The sequence below is a fragment of the Prescottella agglutinans genome, from assembly GCF_004011865.1.
Classification (GTDB): Bacteria; Actinomycetota; Actinomycetes; order Mycobacteriales; family Mycobacteriaceae; genus Prescottella; species Prescottella agglutinans.
The window spans coordinates 310,409-330,714 of the sequence record NZ_RKLP01000001.1; the positions used below are offsets into that span (position 1 = coordinate 310,409).

A 20,306-nucleotide genomic window follows, 5' to 3' on the forward strand; every position below is an offset into this window, starting at 1 on the left:
ACGCGAAAGACCGATAACCTGTGCTCGTGGAGTCCACTACCAGCCGCCGTCTGCCTCGCAGGGCGGACCCGTCGCGGCGGGAAGTGTGGCTGGCGATGCAGTCGACGCCATCCACCCGCGCGACCGGGGTGATCCACGAGAAGGCGCTCGCCGAGCAGATCTCCCGGATGCTCGCGCCGCTCACCCCGCACACGCCGCGCGAGCGTCGCACGATGATGGCCGAGGTCCTCGTCCACGTCGTGTACTCGATGCTGAACTTCTCGGTCCAGGACGGCCAGAGTCACGAGGACGCGGTCGCCGAACTCAAGCGGCTGATGGTCGCTTACCTGCTGGTGGCGGAGAAGGAATCCCGTTCGAAGTGACTCGGATTCGTTTCCGTCACTGCCGGCTCGTCGTATCCTCCGCGACCTCGTCGTAACCGCCGTGGGCGGTGCCCCGGACCCGCATCGCAGCCACCGCGGTGATCGCTGCCGCGGCCAGGATCATGATCGCCGAGACAAGCAGGGCGATGTCGAGGCCCGAGAGGAAGGCCGCGTAGGTCGTGTGGATCACCTTCTCGACGACCGGCCCGTACGCGGACGATGCCCCTTCGCTCGGGTAGTCAGGCGCCGCGCCGGTCTTGATCGCGTTGAGAACGATGGACTGGAGATTCTGTGGGATGTTCTGTTCGTTGAGCCGGGCCGCCAGACCCGTGGTCAGGTGGGCATTGACGAGCGCGCCGAGCGCCGCGACGCCGACCACCGCCCCGATCTGGCGCATGGTGTTCGTCGCCGCCGCCGCCATTCCGGAGTGCGCCGCGGGCATACCGGACAACACCGCCGAGGTCAGCGGCACCACCGCGATACCGAATCCGGCTCCGGCGAGGGCGAGTGCCAGCGTGAGCGGGGTGAACGACGCGCCCGCGTCCAGTGCCGCCCGCGTGAACAACATGCCGACGGCACCGAGCAAACATCCCACGATCATCGGGACGGCGGCGGCGCTGCGTGCCACCCAAAACCCGCACAGCGCCGAGGCCACCACGATGGCCGCCGCCATCGGCGCGAAGACACCCGCGATCCGCACCCCCGAGTATTCGAGCGCAACCTGCAGGTAGAGCGCGGTGAAGAAGAAGATCGAGAACACCCCGAAATAGACGGCGAACGCCACGATCAGGGCACTACGCACCATCGGCGGGCGCAGGTACCGGAAGTTCAGCATCGGGTTCTGCGCGCGCAACTCGACCGCGACGAACGCCACCAGGGCGAGGGCGCCGAACACGAACAGTGTCACGATCGACGGGGATTCGTAGCCGGCATTCTCGCCGGAGATCGCCGCGTAGATGACGCACCCGAGGAACGTCGACCCGAGCACGACGCCCGCGACGTCCAGTCGACCGGTCTGCGGATCCGAACTCTCCGGCACGAATCTCATTGCGGCGAAGACGAGCACGGCACCGAGCGCGAGATTGAACCAGAACACCCCGCGCCAGTCGTAGGCCCCGACGAGCAGACCGCCGATCACCGGGCCGAGTGCCAACGCCAGACCTGACACCCCGGCCCAGGCCCCGAGCGCCTTGGCCCGGGCGCTCCGGTCCGGGAACACGTGCCGGATCACCGACAGGGTGCCCGGCTCGGATGCGGCGGCGCCGACGCCCATCACCGCCCGCCCGACGACGAGAACCGCCACCGTGGGGGCCACGGCCGACACGACGGAGCCCGCGCAGAAGATCACGATGCCCGCCACCATCACCCGCTTGCGCCCCCACCGGTCCCCCAGCGATCCCCCGGTCAGCATGAGGCTCGCGAAGACCAGCGTGTAGGCATTGATGACCCACTGCAGCGACACCACCCCGGCGTGCAGTTCGGACTGCACGTTACCGAGGGTGACGCTCACGATCGTGGTGTCGAGGAACGTCAGGAACAGCACCGCACAGACGGTCGCCAACGCGGCGCGGGTGTGGTGCGTCGCGCCAACCGACTGGGTGTCGGTGGGCTTCACGGCACACTCAGCTCGGGGGTGCCACCGTCGTCGCGGGTGCGCCGCACACAGGCGGCGGATTGCCCTGGAGGGTCAACAGCTCGCAGAACGTCGTCTGGGAGACCTTCCAGGCACCGTCGACTTGGACGGACTCACCGGTCTGGTCGGGCAGGACGGGTTGCCCGTTCACCAGCACTGTGTACGTGACAGTGGCGTGGCCCGGCGCGTCCAGATCGACCTTCGAGACGGTTGCCGTGGCACCCATCGTCAACGGCGACTCCGCTTGGGCGTTGATGGTGTCGGCGAACGCCGCACTGTTCTCCACCAGCGCGATCTTCTGAGCGGTCGGGGTCTGCGCGGAGAAGAACGCGACGAAGGTGTCGCTGATTTCCTTCTCGGCACCGGACGCCGGCGCCCCCGAGACGGATGTCGTCGTGGACGGGGCGGGCGAGGTGTCGGTGTTCGACGAACTGCAACCGGTGACGACGGTCGCGGCGAGCAGAACTCCGAATCCGAGGGCAGCGACCCCTCGGATCGTGCCGGTCGGGCGACGCGTCCGCGGGCGTCGCGTTGGATAGATCATGGCGGGCCCTTCCGTCGTGGTGTCGGCAGAGCTGGAACGGCTTCCCTTCCCGTTCTACGCCGATTCCGCGCGGGTCACGTGCACTTCGCTGGGATCACCGGGGCACGATCACCCCAGACCGTACGGACGACGAGGCCGGCCGACGGATTGTGTCCGTCGACCGGCCTCGTGCTCTTTCCGTGCTCGATCAGCCGATGGGCTGGATCGGGTCAGGTTCTTCGATCACCACCATCGCGCCCGCGACGTCACCGTCGTGGGTCAGCGAGAGGTGGATCTTCGCGCTGGGCAGGAACTCGGCGGCCTCGCCGTGCAGCTTGATGGTGGGTCGACCCCACGCATCGTTGACCACCTCGACCAGCACGTAGGCGTTGTCGCCGACGGCCGGCGGCCGGGCGAACCGCGAGGCCGCCCACGCCTTGATCACCGCTTCCTTCGCGGCCCACCGGACCGCGTAGTGCCGCGCCGGGTCGGTGCTGCGGGACTCGCAGTACCGACGCTCGGCGGGCCGGAAGCTCGACAGCATCGCGGTGCCCGGGCGCTTCATCTGCTCCGCGAACTCCGAGATCGTGACGACGTCGAAGCCGATTCCGAGGACTGCCACTACTGGCACCCCGGCTTTCCGGCGCGGTACACGTCGTCGGCCCCCAGACGGGCCTCCTCGCTGAGGAGCATGTCGGCCTCGAGCTGACGGGCGGCCTTGGCCGGCACCGAGTCTCCGCCGAAGCGGCGGTCGGCCGGGCGCTCGTAGAGGCTGTCGCCGCCGCACATCGCCGCGGCCAGTCGACGCTGACCGTCGATGGTGCGCTGCTGCGCCTGAGCCAGGTAGGCCTCACGCTGGTCGGCCGGGATCGACTCGACGAACGCCTGCGGGTGCACGACCGCGATCAGACCCGACACGTGACCGAAGCCGAGGCTGGTCAGCAGGCCGGCCTTGAGCGGGAACTGCTCGCCGAAGCGCAGCGGCGTCCGCGGCCACACGAGGTGCGAGAACTCCGCCATCTTGTCGTCGACGCAGTCGAGGCTGCGGTTCGGCGGGACGACGCCCTGGCTGAGGACCTGGCACAGGCCGATCAGCTGGAACGCCGCCGCGCCGCCCTTGGCGTGACCGGTGAGCGTCTTCTGGGAGATCACGAACAGCGGGGCGCCGTCGCTGCGGCCCAGGGACGCGGCCAGACGCTCGTGCAGTTCGGCCTCGTTCGGATCGTTCGCCGCGGTCGACGTGTCGTGCTTGGAGACCACCGAGATGTCGTCGGCGGTGATACCGAGCGCGTTGAGCGACAGCGCGAGTTGCGAGTCCTGCCCGCCACGGCCGGCGCCGAGGGCGCCGATGCCGGGAGCCGGGATCGAGGTGTGCACGCCGTCGGCGAACGAACCGGCCCACGCGACCACACCGAGGACCGGCAGGCCCATCTCCAGCGCGAGGTCACCGCGCGCCAGCAGGATCGTGCCGCCACCGGCCGACTCGACGAAGCCGCCGCGACGACGGTCGTTGGCCCGCGAGAAGCGGTTGTCGGCGATGCCCTTGGCCGACATCTCGTCCGACTTGGCGGTCGCGGACATGTCGCCGAAGCCGACGATGCCCTCGATGCCCAGGTCGTCGAAGCCACCGGCCACGACCAGCTTGGCCTTGCCCAGCTTGATCTTGTCGACGCCCTCCTCGACGGAGACCGCGGCCGTGGCGCACGCCGCGACCGGGTGCACCATCGCGCCGTAGCCACCGACGTACGACTGGACGACGTGCGCCGCAATCACGTTCGGCAGGGCCTCCTGCAGGATGTCGTTGGCGCGGGACTCGCCGAGCAGCGTGTCGATGTACAGCGAGCGCATCGACGTCATGCCGCCCATGCCGGTGCCCTGGGTGTTGGCGACGAACGCCGGGTGCACCCAGCGCAGCAGCTCGGACGGGGTGAAGCCGCCGGTGAGGAACGCGTCGACGGTGGTGACGATGTTCCACAGGCCGACCCGGTCCACGGATCCGGCCATGTCGGCGGGGATGCCCCACTTGGTGACGTCGAATCCGGTCGGGATCTGACCGCCGACCGTGCGGGTCAGCTTCACCTTGCGCGGCACGCGGATCTCGGTGCCGGCCTTGCGGGTGACCGTCCAGTCGCCGCTCTCCGGGTCGACCGCCGCGACGGTGTTCTCCGGATCGGAGTCGACGAAAGCGCGGGCCTCGGCCTCGGAGCCGACGACGAAGGACAGGTCCTTGTCGATGAACACCGACGTCAGCAGCGGCGCCGTGTTGTCGACCATGGCGCCCTCGTCGCCGTAGGTGCGGATGCCGCAGCGCTCGACGACCGTGTCGTGGTAGCGCTCCGCGATCTCCTCCTCGGGCACCAGGTCGCCGCTCGCGACGTCGTACCAGCCCGGCTTGGGATCGTTCTCCCAGGCGACCAGCCCGGTGTTCCACGCCAGCTCGAGCACGCCGGCCGCCGAGAGCTGCTCGTCGACCTCCATCTCGAAGCGGGTCCGCGAGGAGCCGTACGGGCCGAGCTCGCCGGCGCCGACGATGACGACCAGGTCGGCGGGGTCGACGTCCAGCTCGGGCCACGACGGCGCGTCCAGAGCGTCGACGATCCGCGGCGGGGCCGGAAGGGCGGCAATGGAATTCGCGTCCGCTGCGTCCTCGTCCTTGGCCTTGCCCGCTGCCTCGGCCGCCTCGGCGGCCTCCTTCGCGAGCGCCGGCAGATCCAGGTCGACCTCGGCGAGTCCGCCGGTGAGGTCCACCAGGCGCGGCGCCTGGGCGGCGGCACGCTTGACCTCGGCCGTGCACGAGCTCAGCAGTTCGGTGGCCATCTCGTCGGTGGACCAGGTGCGCACGCCCTTGGCCTCGACGGCCTCGACCATCGGGTCGTTGCCGCCCATCAGGCCGGTGCCGCGCACCCAACCGATCAGCGCGTGCACCAGCGTGACCCGCTCGGCCCACGTGCGCTCGGCCGACCAGCGTCCGACGACCGCGTCGAGCGCCGCCTTCGACTCGCCGTAGGCACCGTCGCCGCCGAACAGGCCGCGGTTCGGGGAACCGGGCAGCACGACGTGCAGGTGGGTGTCGACGTCACGGTCGTAGCCGATCTGCGACAGGCCACCGATCAGGCGCTCCACCGACCACAGCAGGACCCGCATCTCCATCTCGGCGCGGGCGCCCGCGTCGGACAGTTCACCGGCCACGCGCGGCGCGGCGAACGGGAACAGCATCGTCGGCGTCATCGCCTCCTTGACGAGCTTCTTTGCGCCACCGGCCGTTTCGGTCTGGACGTTGCCGACCCACTCGACCAGCGCGTCGACGTCGGTGTACGACGCCATGTTCGCGGGCACCACCCACAGGGCGGCGCCGGCGCGGGCGTTCGCGCTGTAGAGCTTGCGGTAGAAGCCGAGACGCTCGCTGTCGAGACGCGAGGTGGTCACGACCACGGTCGCACCGCCACCGAGCAGCTTGCCGGCGACCGACGCGGCGATCGAGCCCTTGCTGGCGCCCGTGACGACCGCGATCTCGCCGGTGTACTGGCCGGTCTCGTCCGCCGGGGCGACCGCGACCTGCGCGATGCGGCCGTAGACCTCGGCCAGCGTCGTGCGGCCGGACTCGGTGGCGCGCTGCTGCCACCACTGGGCGTGGGCGGCCACGGCGGCACCGGCACCGTCGAAACGCTCGACGGTCAGGTCGGCCTCGCCGGTCCAGCCGCGCGCGAGGTCCTCGCGGGCGGTGGCCCAGCGGTCGTCGATGAGGACAGCCTTCTTGGCGTCGAACGCCGGGGCGACCAGGCGCGGCCAGTCGGAGCCGAGCTCGGCCGACACGAGGTCGACGAGCGCGGTGTCGTCCGCGGCGACCGCGGCGGCGGCCGACTCGCTGAAGCCGAGCTGCTCGAGCACCAGACGCGCGGCCGAGGCCAGCACGCCGTTGCGGCCGGTGATGGCCTCGGTGAACTCGCCGAGCGCGGCCGCGTCGACGGTTCCGCCCGCTCCCCCACCGGCAGCCGGCATGGAGACGGCGACACCGCGGCGCGACGCGACGGACTGGACGGCGGCGTCGACGAGCGCGTCGACGGCGGCGCCGTCGGCGATCGCACCCTCGTGCAGGCCACCCATCGCGCCACCACGGACGCTGGAGCCGTCACGGGTGCCGAGCGCGACCTCGGCGGTCACGTGGTTGGCCCAGCCGTCGCCGAGCTCCCAGACCTTCTTGACGCGATCGGCGATCGCGGCGGGGCGACGGCCCGACGGGCCGAACACCTTGCGCAGGTGATCGTTGATCGAGTCGCTCAGCACCGGGCCGAACGGCTTGTAGGTGCGGGCCAGACGGTCGACCGTGACCGCGAGCGAACCCATGTCGGCGTCCGCGGCACCGTCGATCGCGCCGAGCGACAGCTCGGCACCGAGATCGACGAGCAGCTGGTTGCGGCGCGAGGACACGCCGTCGCACAGCGCCTCGATGGTGTCGGCGGGGCCGATCTGGTCCGGGCGCAGCTTGGTCCACAGCGCGATGAGCACCTTGGTGGCGTCGGCGGCCTTGAACGCGATGTCGTCCGGGCGCGGGCCACCGGCCGGCGCGGCCGGGGCGGCGACGGGGGCGGCGGCCGGCGCCGCGGCGGCAGAGGCCTCGGGCGCTTCCGGTTCCTCGTCCTCGACCGGCGCGGGATCGACGTCGGTGCTGTAGACGATCGACGCCTCGCGCTCGATGTTGAGCACCTCGACCTTGGTGTTCGAGTGCTCATCCAGCTTGAGGGTCTGCGACGCGAGGTTCGCGACGGTCGGGGTGGCGCCCAGACCGATCTCGACGAAGCGCTCGACGCCGAGTCCGCCGTCGATCTCGTCCGTGAACAGCAGGTCCTGCGTCTCGATCCAGCGGACCGGGCTGGCGAACTGCCAGGCCAGCAGCTCGACGAGGATCACGCGGGTCAACGCGACCGGACGCGCGGCCCAGCTGTCGAAGTCCGCGAGCACGGCCTGCAGCTGCTCCGACGGCACCAGGTCGGCGATCTCCTGGACGAAGTCACGCCCCAGGTTGAACAGCTTCGGCACCAGGTTCGGGATGTAGCGGCCGATCAGCAGCGACGGGTCGATGTCCTGCGGCAGCAGCTCGTCGAGCTTGGCACGGAAGTCGTCCACGCCACCGCGCAGGACGGTCGAGTGGAACGGCACGTCGATGCCCGGAACCAGGATGAACGCGCGCTTGCCACCGAAAGCCTCACGGCGGATGTCGATCTCACGCTCGAGCGCCTCGAGACCCTTGACCGTGCCGGCGATCGCGTACTGCGAACCCTTGAGGTTCAGGTTGACGATCTGCAGGAATTCCCCGGTGGCGTCGGCGACACCGCCCACGAACGCCTGCAGTTCGTCGTCGGCGACGCCGATCTGCGACGGACGGATCGCGGCCATGCGGTAGTCGCTGCGGCCCGCGGCGTCACGCGGGACCAGCTCGTGCATCGCCGAGCCGCGCTGGAAGACGACCTCGAGCAGCGCCTCGAGCGGCAGCACGCCGGCGACCGCGGTGAGGGCGTTGTACTCGCCGACCGAGTGGCCGGCCAGGTAGGAGCCCTCGACGAAGGCGCCGGACTCACGGAGTTCGGCGACCTGCGCGACACCGAGGGTCGCCATGGCGACCTGGGTGAACTGGGTCAGGTGCAGCACGCCGTCCGGGTGGCGGTGCTCGACACCGCGGGCGCGGACCAGCGTCGGGTTGTCGCGGACGACGGCGAGGATCGAGAAGCCGAGCGCCTCGCGGGTGTGCTTGTCGGCGCGCTCCCAGACCTCGCGGGCGGCCTTGCTGCGCGAGCGGGCGTCGAGGCCCATGCCGGGACGCTGGATGCCCTGGCCGGGGAACGCGTACACGGTCTTCGGGGCGGCGGTGCGGCCGGTCGCGACCATCACCAGGTCGCCGTCGACGCGGCAGCCGACCTCGACGATCTCGTCACCGCGATCGGTGGCGACACGGTCGACGCGGACGTCGATCTCGGCGCCGGGGCGGACCATGCCGAGGAAACGCGCGGTCCACGCGGTCAGGCGACGCGTCGGCACCTTCGATGCCGGGTCGACCGCGATGACGGCCTGCTGGGCGGCGGCCGACAGCCACATGCCGTGGACGATCGGGCTGCCCAGGCCGGCGAGCAGTGCCGCGGCGTCGGAGGTGTGGATCGGGTTGTGGTCGCCGGAGACGCGGGCGAACGCGGCCATGTTGCGCGGCGCCACCATCTTCAGGTCGCGGCGACGGCGACGCGGGGTCTCCGCGACGTCGGCGGACAGGGAACCGCCGGCGCGGGCCGGATCGGCCAGCTCGCTGCGGCCGGTGCGTCCGCGGATCGCGAAGCGCTCGGTGAGCGTGGCGACGGCGGGAGCATCGAGGCCCTCGCCGAGCATCGCGCCGACCTCGACACGCACCTCGACGACGCGACCCATGTCGGTGTCGACGACGTCGCCGGCCTCCGCGCGGACCACGAGAATGCTGGTCTCCGAGGGCAGTTCGCCCACCAGGTTCACCGCGTGATCGAGGTGGACCAGATCGAGCATGCCCTCGATGACGTGCACGCCGGACTCGGTGGTGGCGGCGCCGAGCGCCGCGAAGACGGCCGGCCAGCAGGCGCCGACGACGACGTCGGGCACGGCCTTGCCGCTGGTGCTCACGGTCGCGGGCAGGCCGACACCGGTGACACCGGCATGGTCGGCGATCAGGTCCGGCGTCCACGCCAGGTTGATGTGCGCGGCACCGTTCTTGACCTGCGGCAGCTCCTGGCCGGCAGCGACACCGAGCAGTGCCGACATCGACGCCTCGGCGTCGGCCTCGGTGATGACCGGGGCGCCGCCGTCACGGACGCTGGCGGGCACGGTGATGCGGATCTCGACGGCCTTGCCCAGCGCGAGCGGCACCGTCAGGTCGACGTGCTCGGCGTCGGCGACGACCAGGCGTGCGCCGGTCTTGTCGTGGCTCGCGACGGTGTCGGACTCGATGGTCCACTCGTCGACCGCGCCGAGGCGGCGGACCGGGTTCTGCGTCAGGCGGGCGGCCCACCGCACGTCGGGGGCGGTGAGCACGGCGTCGAGCAGACCGGTGCCGAAGCCGCCGTGGCGGCGACCCGCGACGGGCGTCGGGGTGGCGCCGGCCGCGACCAGTTCGTCGGCCGTGGCCTTCTCGAACCGGTCGAGCAGTTCGCCGACGGGCTCGTCGACGCGGGTGATGCCGGCGACCGCGACGGTGCCGGGGATGATGCACACCTGGTCGGCGGTGTAGCGCGGATCGTGTGCCTGCCACAGCGAGTCCGAACGCCACCAGCGGCGCACGTCACCGTCGACGACGGGCACGAAGTTGACCGGCTTGCCGGGGGTCTTGCACAGCGCGACGAAGAACGGGACGTCGGCCGGGTGCAGGACGGTGGTGGCGTAGTCGGGGTACGCGGCCTCGAGCGCGCACAGCGCCGCGAAGGGGCGGTCGAGCGTCGCGGCATCGGCGAACAGGGTCTGGATCGGGCCGCGGTCGTTGCGGTGCAGGCGGGCCTCGGCGCGCTGCAGCATCTCGCCGAAGCGGTCCCGCCACGACACGTCCAGCCACACCGACTGCGTCGCATCGGCGATCGCGTCCTGCACGTCGCCGCCGCAGTCGAAGGCCTGCGGGGAGTCGACGCCCACGGCCAGCTCCAGGTAGCGGCGCAGCCACTGCTGGTAGGTCATGGTCGCGACGTCGCCGAAGTACGGCTTGGCGGTCACGTCGAGCGCGGCGATGATCTCGTCGCGGCGGTCCGCGACGGCCTCGGCGTCACCGGCGACCTCGTCGAGCAGGCGACCGGTGCGCGATGCCGCGTTGTCGATCTCGTGGATGTCGGCGCCGAGCTGGCTGCGGCCGGAAGCCATGCCGCCCTGCGCGGTGCCCGCACCGACCCAGTCGGGGGTGCCGGGGGTGTCGACGAGCATCTGCTTGACGTCGGCCGAGGTGGTGGCCTCGAGCGTCGCCATCGCGGCGGTGCCGACGAGGATGCCGTCGAGCGGCATCGCCGGGAACCCGTAGGCGGTGGACCAGCGGCCGGTCAGGTAGTCGGCGGCCCGCTCGGGGGTGCCGATGCCGCCGCCGACGCACAGCACCAGGTTGTCGCGGGCGCGCAGCTCGGCGTAGGTGTCGAGCAGCAGGTCGTCGAGGTCCTCCCACGAGTGGTGACCACCGGCGCGGCCGCCCTCGATGTGGACGATGACCGGGAAGTCCGGCACCTCGTTCGCGATGCGGATCACCGAGCGGATCTGCGCGACGGTGCCCGGCTTGAACGCGACGTAGCTGAAACCGGCCTCGGTCAGCTCGTCGATGATCGTGACGGCTTCCTCGAGCTCGGGGATGCCGGCGGTGACGACGACGCCGTCGAACGGGGCACCCGCGGCACGGGCGCGCGGCACGAGGCGCTTGCCGCCCACGTGCAGCTTCCACAGGTACGGGTCCAGGAACATCGAGTTGAACTGGACGGCGCGACCCGGCTCGAGGAGGTCCTTCAGGCCCTCGACGTTGTCGGCGAAGATCTGCTCGGTGACCTGTCCGCCACCCGCCAGCTCGGCCCAGTGGCCGGCGTTGGCGGCCGCGGCGACGATCGCGGGATCGACGGTCGTGGGGGTCATGCCCGCGAGCAGGATCGGCGAGCGTCCGGTCAGCTTCGTGAACGCGGTCTCGACGGCGACGCGGCCGTCGGGCAGCGCAACGGCCTTGGGCGCGAACTCGGTCCACGCGCGCGGCACCTCGGGTGCGGCACCCGGGGTGAGCAGGTTGCGGTGGCCGGCGCGGGTGGAGGCGGCGACAATTCCGACGCCCTGACCACGCAGACCCGTGGACGTCATGCGGGTGAGCAGGTCGCCGGGGCCCAGGTCCAGGATCCAGGCGGCGCCGGAGGCAATGGCGCCCTCGACCTCCTCGACCCAGTCGACCGGATCGACCAGCACGGCCTGCGCGAGCTCGCGCACCTGATCGGCGTCGAGCCCACAGCGAGCGGCCCAACCGCCGATGATGTCGACGGCCTCGTTCAGGGCCGGGTGGTGGAAGCCGACCTCGACGGACAGCGACTCGAAGACGGGCGAGAACACCGCGCCGCCACGGGACTTGGCGTCGCGGGCACGGGTTTCGTCGGCCGCGATCTGCTCGCAACGCTGCTGCACGCGAGCAAGCTGCGCGGGCGGTCCGGCCAGCACGACGCGGCGGCGGCCGTTGCGGATCGCCATGACTGCGGAGCGCTCGGCGTCGACGCCCTCGCCCAGCTCGGCGACGATCGCGGCCAGGCGCTCGGGATCGACGTTGGAGACCGCGAGCATCGGCGAGCGATCCGCGGTGGCGATGATGCCGCGGCGGCGACCCACGAGCCCGGCGGCAGCGCCGATGAGCTGGGCGGTCGCGAGCAGCGCACCGTCGGCGGCGCCGGCCCCGGAGACCGCGGCGGCGGCGATGAGGCCCTGCGAGTGGCCGATCGTCGCGACCGGTGCGGTGACGGCCGGGTCCAGGCCCTGCTGCTGCAGTGCGCGCAGCGCGGCGAGCTGGGTGAGGAACACACCGGGCAGCGACACGGCGGCGGAGGTCAGCGCCGCCGCGGACGGGCCTGCGGGCGCGTCTTCATCGTCCGCGAGCTCCTGCTCGAGGATCCACGCGATCGGGTCGAATCCGACCGGGCGGACGACGAGGAGGTCCTGCGCGACCGGCTCGAGCATCGCGGCGGCCTCGTTCACCAGCTCGGTGAGCGTCGGCTCGAGTCCGCTGTCACGGGTGAGCTCGGCGAGCGCGCTCAGCCACGGGGCGCCCTGGCCGCCGAAGGCCAGCGCGTACGGCTCGCCGGCGCGGAGTCGGTCCACGAGCGGCCCCTGCGCGGCGGATCGGACCGGCGTCCGATCGGCACCGAACTGGCTGCGCTCCTTCGAGGTTCGTCCGTTTCCTGCAGTGTCGTCGATCGTCACTGAAGTTGAGTCCTCTCCTGGTTCCCTGACGGGAGGTAGGTCGTGGTCGGTCGCCCTCGGCAGAGCTGACGCGCGATGTCTCGGGACATCCACGGCACCCCTCGAACGCACTGGGAAAACAGCGAATTCGGGCTCGTCAAGGTTGGCACAAAATCATGAGGAAAGCCTCACGTTTGGTTTCGACCACACTTCCTACCAGCGGGTATCGAGTGACTTTGGCCACACAACACGGCACAAGTGACCCGCGGGTAGACCACGTATGCGCGGGTCACGGCCCATGCGTGGACGTCCACAAACCTGAGGAAACCCTCACGTTGATTGTTACCAATTCGTGATCTGCTTGACGACAGGCCCGCGGCGTGCGGTCGGACCGGTCGCGCTGTCGGAGGCCGGCGCTACCGTGCGCCGTGTCAACCGAAATCCAGGGGGGAATTCATGACCGCACCGGAGATCCACGCGCTCGTCGAACACATCGAGACCGTCCTGCCCCGCGATCGCTCGCACTGGCCATCGGGGTGGCCGCACGAGGCGGAGGCCGCACTGCTCGACGCGATCTTCTCGGCCCGCGCCGCATACGGCACACCGACGTCCGGCGTTCGTCGGGTTGTCGCCAACTGGCGCGCCCACCGAGCCACCGCGCTCGACGACCTCGGCGCGTTGGCCGACTTCACCGACGCGCCGGATCATTTGGCGGAGATCCTCGACAACCGCCAGCGGGTACCCGGCAACTACACCACCAAGGCCGAGGCCGCCGCCCTCGCTGCGGCAGCGCTGGTCGAAGCGGGCATCGGCACAAGCAGTCGGATCGGCGACGGCCGCAGGGCCCGGGAGGTCATCGGCACGGTGCCGGGACTCGGCGCCGCAACGTGGGAGACGTTCCTCCTGCGGCTGGGGCTCCTCGGCCCCGCGGCCCTCGACACGATCCGCGAGTTCACCGAGGAGGCCCTCGGCCCAGGCGAGTCACCCGTGACCGAGGCGGTCGCTCTCGAGCTGCTCGCCGCCGCGGCCCGGACCACCGACACCCCGCCGGCCGCCCTCGTCAATGCCGTCTGGCGGTACGGGCGCCGCCGCGCAAACGCACCGAAACCGTTGTCCGCGTAGCCGAATCACCTCGCGCGCACCGGTGGCCGGTCCTGCAGTTCAGGACCGGCCGCCGGTGGCGTAGGCTGACAACGCTCGCGCGAGTGGCGGAATTGGCAGACGCGCTGGATTTAGGTTCCAGTGTCTCAGGACGTGGGGGTTCAAGTCCCCCCTCGCGCACCACGATCAGCTTCACGCAATCAGACGAACGAACTCACGAACTCGGACGAGGTGTGAGTTCGCTGTCGGCGGCCAGGTGGGCCGAGCCTGTCGATCGCATCCCAGGACCGGCTGGCGGCCGGTGGACGAGGAATCCGATCGACTCACTCACTGAGATCCTGCTCTGCTTCGACGGTCGTCGAACAGGACGGGAGCGAAGGACAGAATGGTTGCGTGCAACGCGACAGAAGAGTCCTCGTCTCCTTCGCCGGCGGTCTCGGCCACCTCAATCCCATCCTTCCGATCGCACGTGCACTCCGAACCGCCGGACACCGTATTGGTGTGTGCGGTCATGCGAGCATCGTCGACGGCATCGCCGGGTTCGACGCCCACTATCCGGTAGGCAGTCCCGCGTCGACTCCCGCAGGAGAGTCGACAGGCCGACTCGTCAAACCCGATTTGGACCACGAGTTCTCCGTGATCGGCACGCATTTCGCGGGCGCACTTGCCGCCCGGCGCTTCGGTCACGTTCGAGGCGTCATCGATCAGTGGGCACCGGATCTGGTGATCTGCGACGAGATGGACTTCGGGGCGATGCTCGCGGCCGAACAGGCCCAGGTCCCACGGGTCGTCGTCAACGTCATTGCATCCGGTGCCTTGACTCGCCTCGAACGCATCCGTGAGCCGTTGGCGCATCTCCGAGCAGTGCACGGGCTCCGAGACGATCCCACTGGTACCGAACTGATTCGGGATCTTGTCGTCTCCCCGTTTCCGCGCTCTTTCCGACACCCCGACTTCCCCCTACCCAGGAGCGCGGTATCCATCCGCCCCGAATCGGCGCCCGGCACCGGCCGGCATGCTGCCGTCGACTGGCTTGCTGCGGGTGACGAGCCGCGGCGGCTGTACCTAACGCTCGGAACCGTCTTCAACACCGAGTCCGGCGACTTGTTCACGCGCGTCCTCGAGGGATTGCGCACCCTTCCTGTGCGGGTCCTCGCGACCGTCGGCAACAACATCGATCCGGCGGCCATCCCCGTGGTCGCCGACAACGTCCGGGTCGAACGGTATGTACCGCAATCCGAAGTTCTGCCGCACTGCGACCTTGTCGTCAACCACGCCGGGTCCGGAAGCGTCATCGGCGCGCTGACCCACGGTGTCCCGGTGATCGCCCTCCCCATGGGCGCAGACCAAGAGCTCAACGCCCAGCGCCTGACCGCCCTCGATGCCGGAGTCACCCTCGATCCGATCACAATGTCGCCCGACGAGATCCGCGACGCCGCACTTACCACCCTGGCCTCGAAGTCCCTGCAGGAAGGAGCGCAGCGTCTGCGCGACGAGATCGCAGAGCTGCCCTGCCCAGCATCGATAACCACAGACTTGCAGAACCTGATGATGGGTCCGCCGGTACCAAGCAGTCCGTTGTAAAGGATCAGCGTCCTGTTCGGCGGTCGTCATACAGGCCGGCATGTGAAGGGCAGTAACGGCTTTGTGGCGAAAGAAACCAGGGCGTGTCTCCCAAATGTGTGGCAGCCGACCTGAACACTGGGGGGATGACGTCCGGTTCTGGACCTGACGCGTCAGCGCGTCGGCGAGAGATTGCCGACGCGCTGCGCGGATACCTTCGCGAAGCATCTGCGCAACCGGTGGCCCCACCAGCGCCGAAGTCAGATTCTTCAGGATGGTTTGCACCTGCGCCTGGCTCAGGCACTCAGCAGTACGGGCGTGAGCCTTGGACGAGCATGCGCGATGTCGAAGTCGAGGTCGTGGGCCCTGCCGTAGTTGTCTCGTTCACATGGCTTCCCGACGACGATCCTCAGCGGTCCTATGTCTTCGTTCTCCACGCCCCGGACTGGGATTCCGACACCAGCTCCGACTCCCTCATCACGAGACTCGACTTGCTCCTCGACTTTCCGAATTGGCAAACTCGCGCCCTTCCCACCGGAGGCAACGTCTTCGTCGTTGTTCCTGCCCCATAGTGCTCCAACCTCACAAGTTCACTCGCATTGCTGAGGTGCGTCCCCCTAGTTACAGCGGCCACCAAGTGAACATGGCAGCACGCTGATGAGCCACAGTCGCACGTCATCCGAGAGAAATGGAACGAACCAAACCCATGAATCCATCATGATCACCTCTCGGATGTTCAGGGGCAGCGCCCGTCGAAATCGCACGGGACAACTAGGGACCAAACCAGAACTCGCCTTGCCCGATGACGCCCCTTCAGTAGCACCAGCCGCCGAGCCAACAGGGCACGTTGTCGAGCGCCCACTGTCGCTGCTCGTCATTGAAGAACGACGGCCACATGAGCCAGTAGATCAGCGGGAAGTCCATCACCAGACCCCCAGAACGGCAAGGAAATCCACGACAGCGATCACCACGGGCACGAGCGGCCCCCAGAATGCGAGGTCATGCATCTCGATCACCCGCAGCTCTGCCGGAAGGCGATGACACACGGATATGTGGCTGCCAGCCACAGCTTGACATCCCACGGCAGCAGCGGGATGTACCAGAACATGTCACCCATCGCGATCGCCTCCAGGCTAGGGACAGTGGCCACCCCAGTCGCACCCGAACGTGTTGTACAGGATCCGCTGCCACAATTCAGGTAAAGGCAGCGTCCACATCCAGCCCTGCCCGAGCCATGGATACACGAGGCAGTCCTCCGCGCATGTGTCCCGACCTTGGATTCAGGTTAGACCCCGAACTCGCTGACGGTGGCTGAGTGGAAGCGGTGGTCGAGTGCGACGAACGAGGGTCTCGAACTCACGAGAGGTCGTGGCCTCGATTCCTGCCTATGCAGCCCGCTCCGCGGCGAGTGTGGCGAAGGATCGGCGCAGGAGGTCGACGGCGTCCACACCCTCGGACTCAGCCCAGGTGGTCAAAGCTATGTCGAAGCAGGCGAGTGCCGCCTGTACGAGTGTCTGCGCCCGCAACTCCGCGTAGTCACCGGCCAGACGTGCCTGCACGACGGGAACGAGCATGGTCGCCCAGGCCAGATGCTTCTCGAGGTTTCGGGCACGGAGGGACGCGGTGCTGGTGAGCACGCGCATGGTCCGCTTGCTGCGTTGCTCGTCCTCGCCGCTACGCGGTTGAGACACAAGCGATTCGAAGGAGATCCGCAGCGAGACCAGGGCCGGTTCGTCGACGGGTCGGGAGGCGAGGACGTCTCGGACGAACTCGCCCCAGCGGGTCAGGTCGCCGATGACCGCGTCTTCCTTGGCCGGGAAGTAGCGGTGGAAGCTTCGGGCGGAGATGCCCACCGCGGTGGCGATCTGCTCGACGGTGACCGAGTCGAAGCCGTGCTCGGCGAACAGGTCGACCGCGACCTCGGAGATGCGTGTGCGCACGGCTTCACGGGTGATGTCGCGCAAGCCCGGGGTCGCCGGCGTCGAGGAACTTTCCACGTGCGCAGCGTACCTGGACAAAGTTGTCAGTCTCTGACAGATTGGGCGGAGCATGACAACATCGAAGGGGGATCCATGGACAAGCGCACGCTCGGCAAGCAGGGTCTGACCGTTTCCGCGCTCGGCTACGGCGCGATGGGCACGGCCATCGGCTACGGCCGGGCCGACGACACCGAGTCGATCGCCGCCATCCGCAGGGCACACGAAATCGGTGTGACGATGTTCGACACCGCCGAGATGTACGGCTGGGGCGAGGGCGAGAAGCTGCTCGGCCGCGCGTTGGCACCGGTGCGCGACGACGTCGTCATCGCCACGAAGTTCGGCCTCACCCGCTCGTTCGGGTGCGACTCGCGTCCCGAGCACATCCGCGAGGTTGTCGACGCCAGCCTGCGCAATCTCGGCGTCGACACGATCGACGTGCTCTACCAGCACCGCCCCGACCCGAACGTGCCCATCGAGGACGTGGTCGGCACGATGAAGGAATTCGTCGACGCCGGCAAGGTGAGGTACCTGGGGCTGTCCGAAGCCGACGAAGCCACCATCCGCGCCGCGCACGCGGTGCATCCGATCTCGGTGTTGCAGAGCGAGTACTCGATCTTCGCGCGCGGGGCCGAAGCCCTGTTCCCTGTCCTGGAGGAACTCGGTGTCGGCTTCGTCGCCTACTCGCCGCTGGGCCGCGGTTTCCTCAGCGGCGCCGTGGCGCCCCGTGAACACTACGACGCCAACGATTTCCGTCAGCACATCCCGTGGTGGGCCCCGGAGAACTTCGCCGCCAACCTCGCGATCGTCGACGAACTGACCGAACTCGCCCGCCGCAAGAACGCCACCCTGGCCCAGCTCTCGTTGGCGTGGCTCCTGGATCGCCGGGACTATGTCGTGCCGATCCCCGGTTCTCGCAACCCGTCCCGGGTGGAGCAGAACGTCGCGGCCGCCGACCTGGTTCTGTCCGACGACGACCTGGCCGCGATCGACCGTGTCGCCGCCGACGGCGGCGTCGGCAACCGCATGTAGCGCGGTGGTCTCGTCAGTGCGGCGTCGCGGTCAATCGCTTCGACCTGCGGAAACAGAAGGAACATCCGCGCCCTCGCTTGCACGATCCTCGTCCGTCCACCGATCGATGTGCCGGCACAGCTGGCCGATCGGGCCGATCACCACGTCCCCGTGCGGATCCACCCAGACCGGTTCGGCCGCGTGCAGGCGGGGAACGAGCAGATGGCGGCCCCGGCTGGGCCACTGGACGAAGTCGTAGCCGGCGAGCTCGCCCTGAACCGTGTCGGCAACCCACACCGCCGCCTCGCCGAACGTCGCATCCATGGTCAGTCCGTGGCCACAGCTGAAGCCGCTGATGCCGCGGGCGCCCTGCCAACCGATCGAGACGTAGTACTCGCCGTTGATCGCGAAGTCCCATTCGAGTCGGTCGACATTCACGTCCCTGCCGAATCTCAGGCAGCGGAAGTCGCGGGCAACCGCGGCCAGGGCCCGCACCCATGGTCCGGGCGGGTCGAAACCGGGTCCGTCGAGCACCCCGGAGACGCTGTCGGCCAGGGGGATGCGCCAGGTCAAGCTGTCGTGTTTCCACGGGTCCGGGAGCGGCATACCGCCATCCTCACCCATGAGGGTCGGCGCGACGGGCGGTCAGCGCCGGTTCGCCGTCTTGCGGTTCTGTTTCCGCGGCGGCGTCTTCCGGTTCCCCGTGGGCCGGGCACCGGGTTTGGGCGCGTGGACTTGCCGCTGTTGCGCGAGTTCCCGCTGCTTGGCGGCTACTTCCCGGTCGATACGGGCGAACACGATGTGCTGCTGCACGTACGTCCAGACGTTGTTGCTCACCCAGTACAGCAGGATCGCGATCATCAGGAACGGTCCACCGACGAGAACTCCGAGCGGGAAGACCCACAGCATGAGCTTGTTCATCATCGCCGCCTGGGGGCCCGCTGCCGCTTCCGTGCTCTGCCGCGCGACCGACGCTCGTGCGTTGAAGTGCGTGGCGACCGCGGCGATCACCATCAGGGGAATCGCCACGGCCGCGATCGTGGCGACGGTCGGGACACCTCCGTGGGCCGCGAACGACGCCAGTGTGCTCTCCGGTGTGGTGATCGCCGCCGAGATCGGCGCACCGAACAATCGCGCGCTGAGGAACGACTGCACATCGGTCGCGCTGAAGACGTAGTTCGCGGTGTGCGCGTTGGCTTCCGCGGTCATTCCGAGTTGGCCCGCACCGGTCCCGGTGCGGTTGAACGAGCGCAGGACGTGCAGCAGCGCGATGAACACCGGCGTCTGGACCAGCACCGGCAGGCAGCCCATCAAGGGATTGAAGCCGTGTTCCTTCTGGAGTTTCTGCATCTCCAGCGCCATGCGCTGGCGGTCGTCGGCGTACTTCTTCTGCAGGGCCTTGATCTGCGGTTGCAGTTCCCGCATCTGGAGGCTCGTGCGTATCTGCCGGATCGCAGGCCCGAGCAGCAGCAAACGCAGGGTGAACACCAGGAACACCACCGCCAGCGCCCAGGCGAAGCCGCTGTCCGGACCGAGTATCGAGCCGAACGCTTTGTGCCAGAACCACAGGATCCCGGACACGGGGTAGTAGATGAAGTCGAGCATGAGCACCTCTTCGCCGCACGACGCGACGCAACGGGACATCGTGCGGATGGGTGAGTGCGCCGTAGATGGTCGGAGCGACACGGCGCAGGTGGACAGGGGTGACGGGCGCACCGCACAGCGAGGAGCTATGCGGCGGTCAGCACCTGCCCGGGTGCTCGGGGCTGGCGAGGACGGCCGGGGGTGTTCGGGGCGCTCTGCCGGCGGAACGCGCCGCGCAGGTGCCGCTCCTCGTGGGGAGGTCCGACAGCAGGTGCCGTCAGCAGGTGCAGCTGAGACAGCGACCCGCGCCCGCCGACAGCCAAGATCACCGCGATCGCGACGGCGGTGCCGGCGATCGCGGCCGGGCCGTCGCCGGCGGACGTCGTCGCCATCACCAATGTCAGCACGGCGACCCACGTGAGCTGAACGAGGTTCAGCTTCCGCGTGAGTATCGACCGGATCCGTGCCATGACAAGCAGCGTACCGAGACGCCGGCAGATGGCGCCGATACGGGCCGTGCAGCCGCTTCGCGCGAGACACCGACAGGACCTGCGCGGGTCTGCCCGCCCGGTGTCGATGCTGCAACCATTCCCGCGACTCGCGGACGACGCACCCATTCGTCCGGCTAGCGTTCGAGTGTCCCGGTTCCGCCG

At 69.4% G+C, this 20,306-nt stretch carries 12 protein-coding genes, 1 tRNA gene and 1 pseudogene; 5 read left to right on the forward strand and 9 right to left on the reverse strand.

Annotation, left to right across the window (positions count from 1 at the left end; translation table 11 throughout):
• Positions 1–62: 62 nt before the first annotated feature.
• A pseudogene (locus EGT67_RS01495) lies at positions 63–362 on the forward strand (TetR/AcrR family transcriptional regulator); the annotation flags it as partial.
• Between the two features lie 16 nt (positions 363–378).
• On the opposite strand, the gene EGT67_RS01500 reads toward EGT67_RS01495, so the two are convergent.
• The 4 genes from EGT67_RS01500 to EGT67_RS01515 all read right to left on the reverse strand — a co-directional run bounded on the left by EGT67_RS01500 (position 379) and on the right by EGT67_RS01515 (position 12,439).
• The gene (locus tag EGT67_RS01500; RefSeq protein ID WP_241565842.1) at positions 379–1,977 is read right to left on the reverse strand and encodes an MFS transporter; all 1,599 of its coding nucleotides are present in this window, start codon (positions 1,975–1,977) and stop codon (positions 379–381) included.
• 7 nt (positions 1,978–1,984) lie between these two features.
• Positions 1,985–2,539, reverse strand: coding sequence for an MTB12 C-terminal domain-containing protein (locus EGT67_RS01505; RefSeq protein WP_127914270.1), 555 nt, complete (start codon positions 2,537–2,539; stop codon positions 1,985–1,987).
• A 187-nt stretch (positions 2,540–2,726) separates the two neighbouring features.
• Positions 2,727–3,140, reverse strand: coding sequence for a holo-ACP synthase AcpS (gene acpS / locus EGT67_RS01510; protein WP_127914271.1), 414 nt, complete (start codon positions 3,138–3,140; stop codon positions 2,727–2,729).
• Positions 3,140–12,439, reverse strand: coding sequence for a type I polyketide synthase (locus EGT67_RS01515; RefSeq protein ID WP_127914272.1), 9,300 nt, complete (start codon positions 12,437–12,439; stop codon positions 3,140–3,142). Before EGT67_RS01515 ends, acpS begins: the two co-directional genes overlap by 1 nt.
• A 435-nt stretch (positions 12,440–12,874) precedes the next feature.
• On the opposite strand from EGT67_RS01515, the gene EGT67_RS01520 reads away from it, so the two are divergent.
• The 3 genes from EGT67_RS01520 (at position 12,875) to EGT67_RS01530 (ending at position 15,103) form a co-directional block, all read left to right on the forward strand.
• Positions 12,875–13,540 (forward strand): hypothetical protein, encoded by a 666-nt coding sequence (locus tag EGT67_RS01520; protein WP_127914273.1) that lies wholly within the window; start codon positions 12,875–12,877, stop codon positions 13,538–13,540.
• Between the two features lie 77 nt (positions 13,541–13,617).
• Positions 13,618–13,702: transfer RNA gene (locus EGT67_RS01525), tRNA-Leu, on the forward strand.
• A gap of 453 nt (positions 13,703–14,155) precedes the next feature.
• Positions 14,156–15,103: a glycosyltransferase gene (locus tag EGT67_RS01530; protein WP_241565843.1), complete on the forward strand. Its 948-nt coding sequence runs from the start codon at positions 14,156–14,158 to the stop codon at positions 15,101–15,103.
• A gap of 991 nt (positions 15,104–16,094) precedes the next feature.
• On the opposite strand, the gene EGT67_RS24985 is transcribed toward EGT67_RS01530, so the two are convergent.
• Both EGT67_RS24985 and EGT67_RS01535 read right to left on the reverse strand, forming a co-directional pair.
• The gene (locus EGT67_RS24985) at positions 16,095–16,232 is read right to left on the reverse strand and encodes a hypothetical protein (protein ID WP_164877455.1); all 138 of its coding nucleotides are present in this window, start codon (positions 16,230–16,232) and stop codon (positions 16,095–16,097) included.
• 235 nt (positions 16,233–16,467) lie between these two features.
• The gene (locus tag EGT67_RS01535) at positions 16,468–17,079 is read right to left on the reverse strand and encodes a TetR family transcriptional regulator (protein WP_241565844.1); all 612 of its coding nucleotides are present in this window, start codon (positions 17,077–17,079) and stop codon (positions 16,468–16,470) included.
• A 75-nt stretch (positions 17,080–17,154) separates the two neighbouring features.
• Between EGT67_RS01535 and EGT67_RS01540 the strand changes: the two genes are divergently transcribed.
• On the forward strand, positions 17,155–18,090 hold the full coding sequence (locus tag EGT67_RS01540; protein WP_127914275.1) for an aldo/keto reductase: 936 nt from the start codon (positions 17,155–17,157) through the stop codon (positions 18,088–18,090).
• 30 nt (positions 18,091–18,120) lie between these two features.
• Here the strand turns inward: EGT67_RS01540 and EGT67_RS01545 are convergent, their stop codons facing one another.
• From EGT67_RS01545 to EGT67_RS01555, 3 genes are all read right to left on the reverse strand, one after another.
• Positions 18,121–18,675 (reverse strand): hypothetical protein, encoded by a 555-nt coding sequence (locus tag EGT67_RS01545; protein ID WP_241565845.1) that lies wholly within the window; start codon positions 18,673–18,675, stop codon positions 18,121–18,123.
• A 39-nt stretch (positions 18,676–18,714) separates the two neighbouring features.
• Positions 18,715–19,674, reverse strand: coding sequence for a membrane protein insertase YidC (yidC, locus tag EGT67_RS01550; protein ID WP_127914724.1), 960 nt, complete (start codon positions 19,672–19,674; stop codon positions 18,715–18,717).
• A 125-nt stretch (positions 19,675–19,799) separates the two neighbouring features.
• Entirely contained in the window at positions 19,800–20,123 is a 324-nt protein-coding gene (locus tag EGT67_RS01555; RefSeq protein ID WP_127914276.1) for a DUF6412 domain-containing protein, read from the reverse strand.
• Between the last annotated feature and the right edge of the window lie 183 nt (positions 20,124–20,306).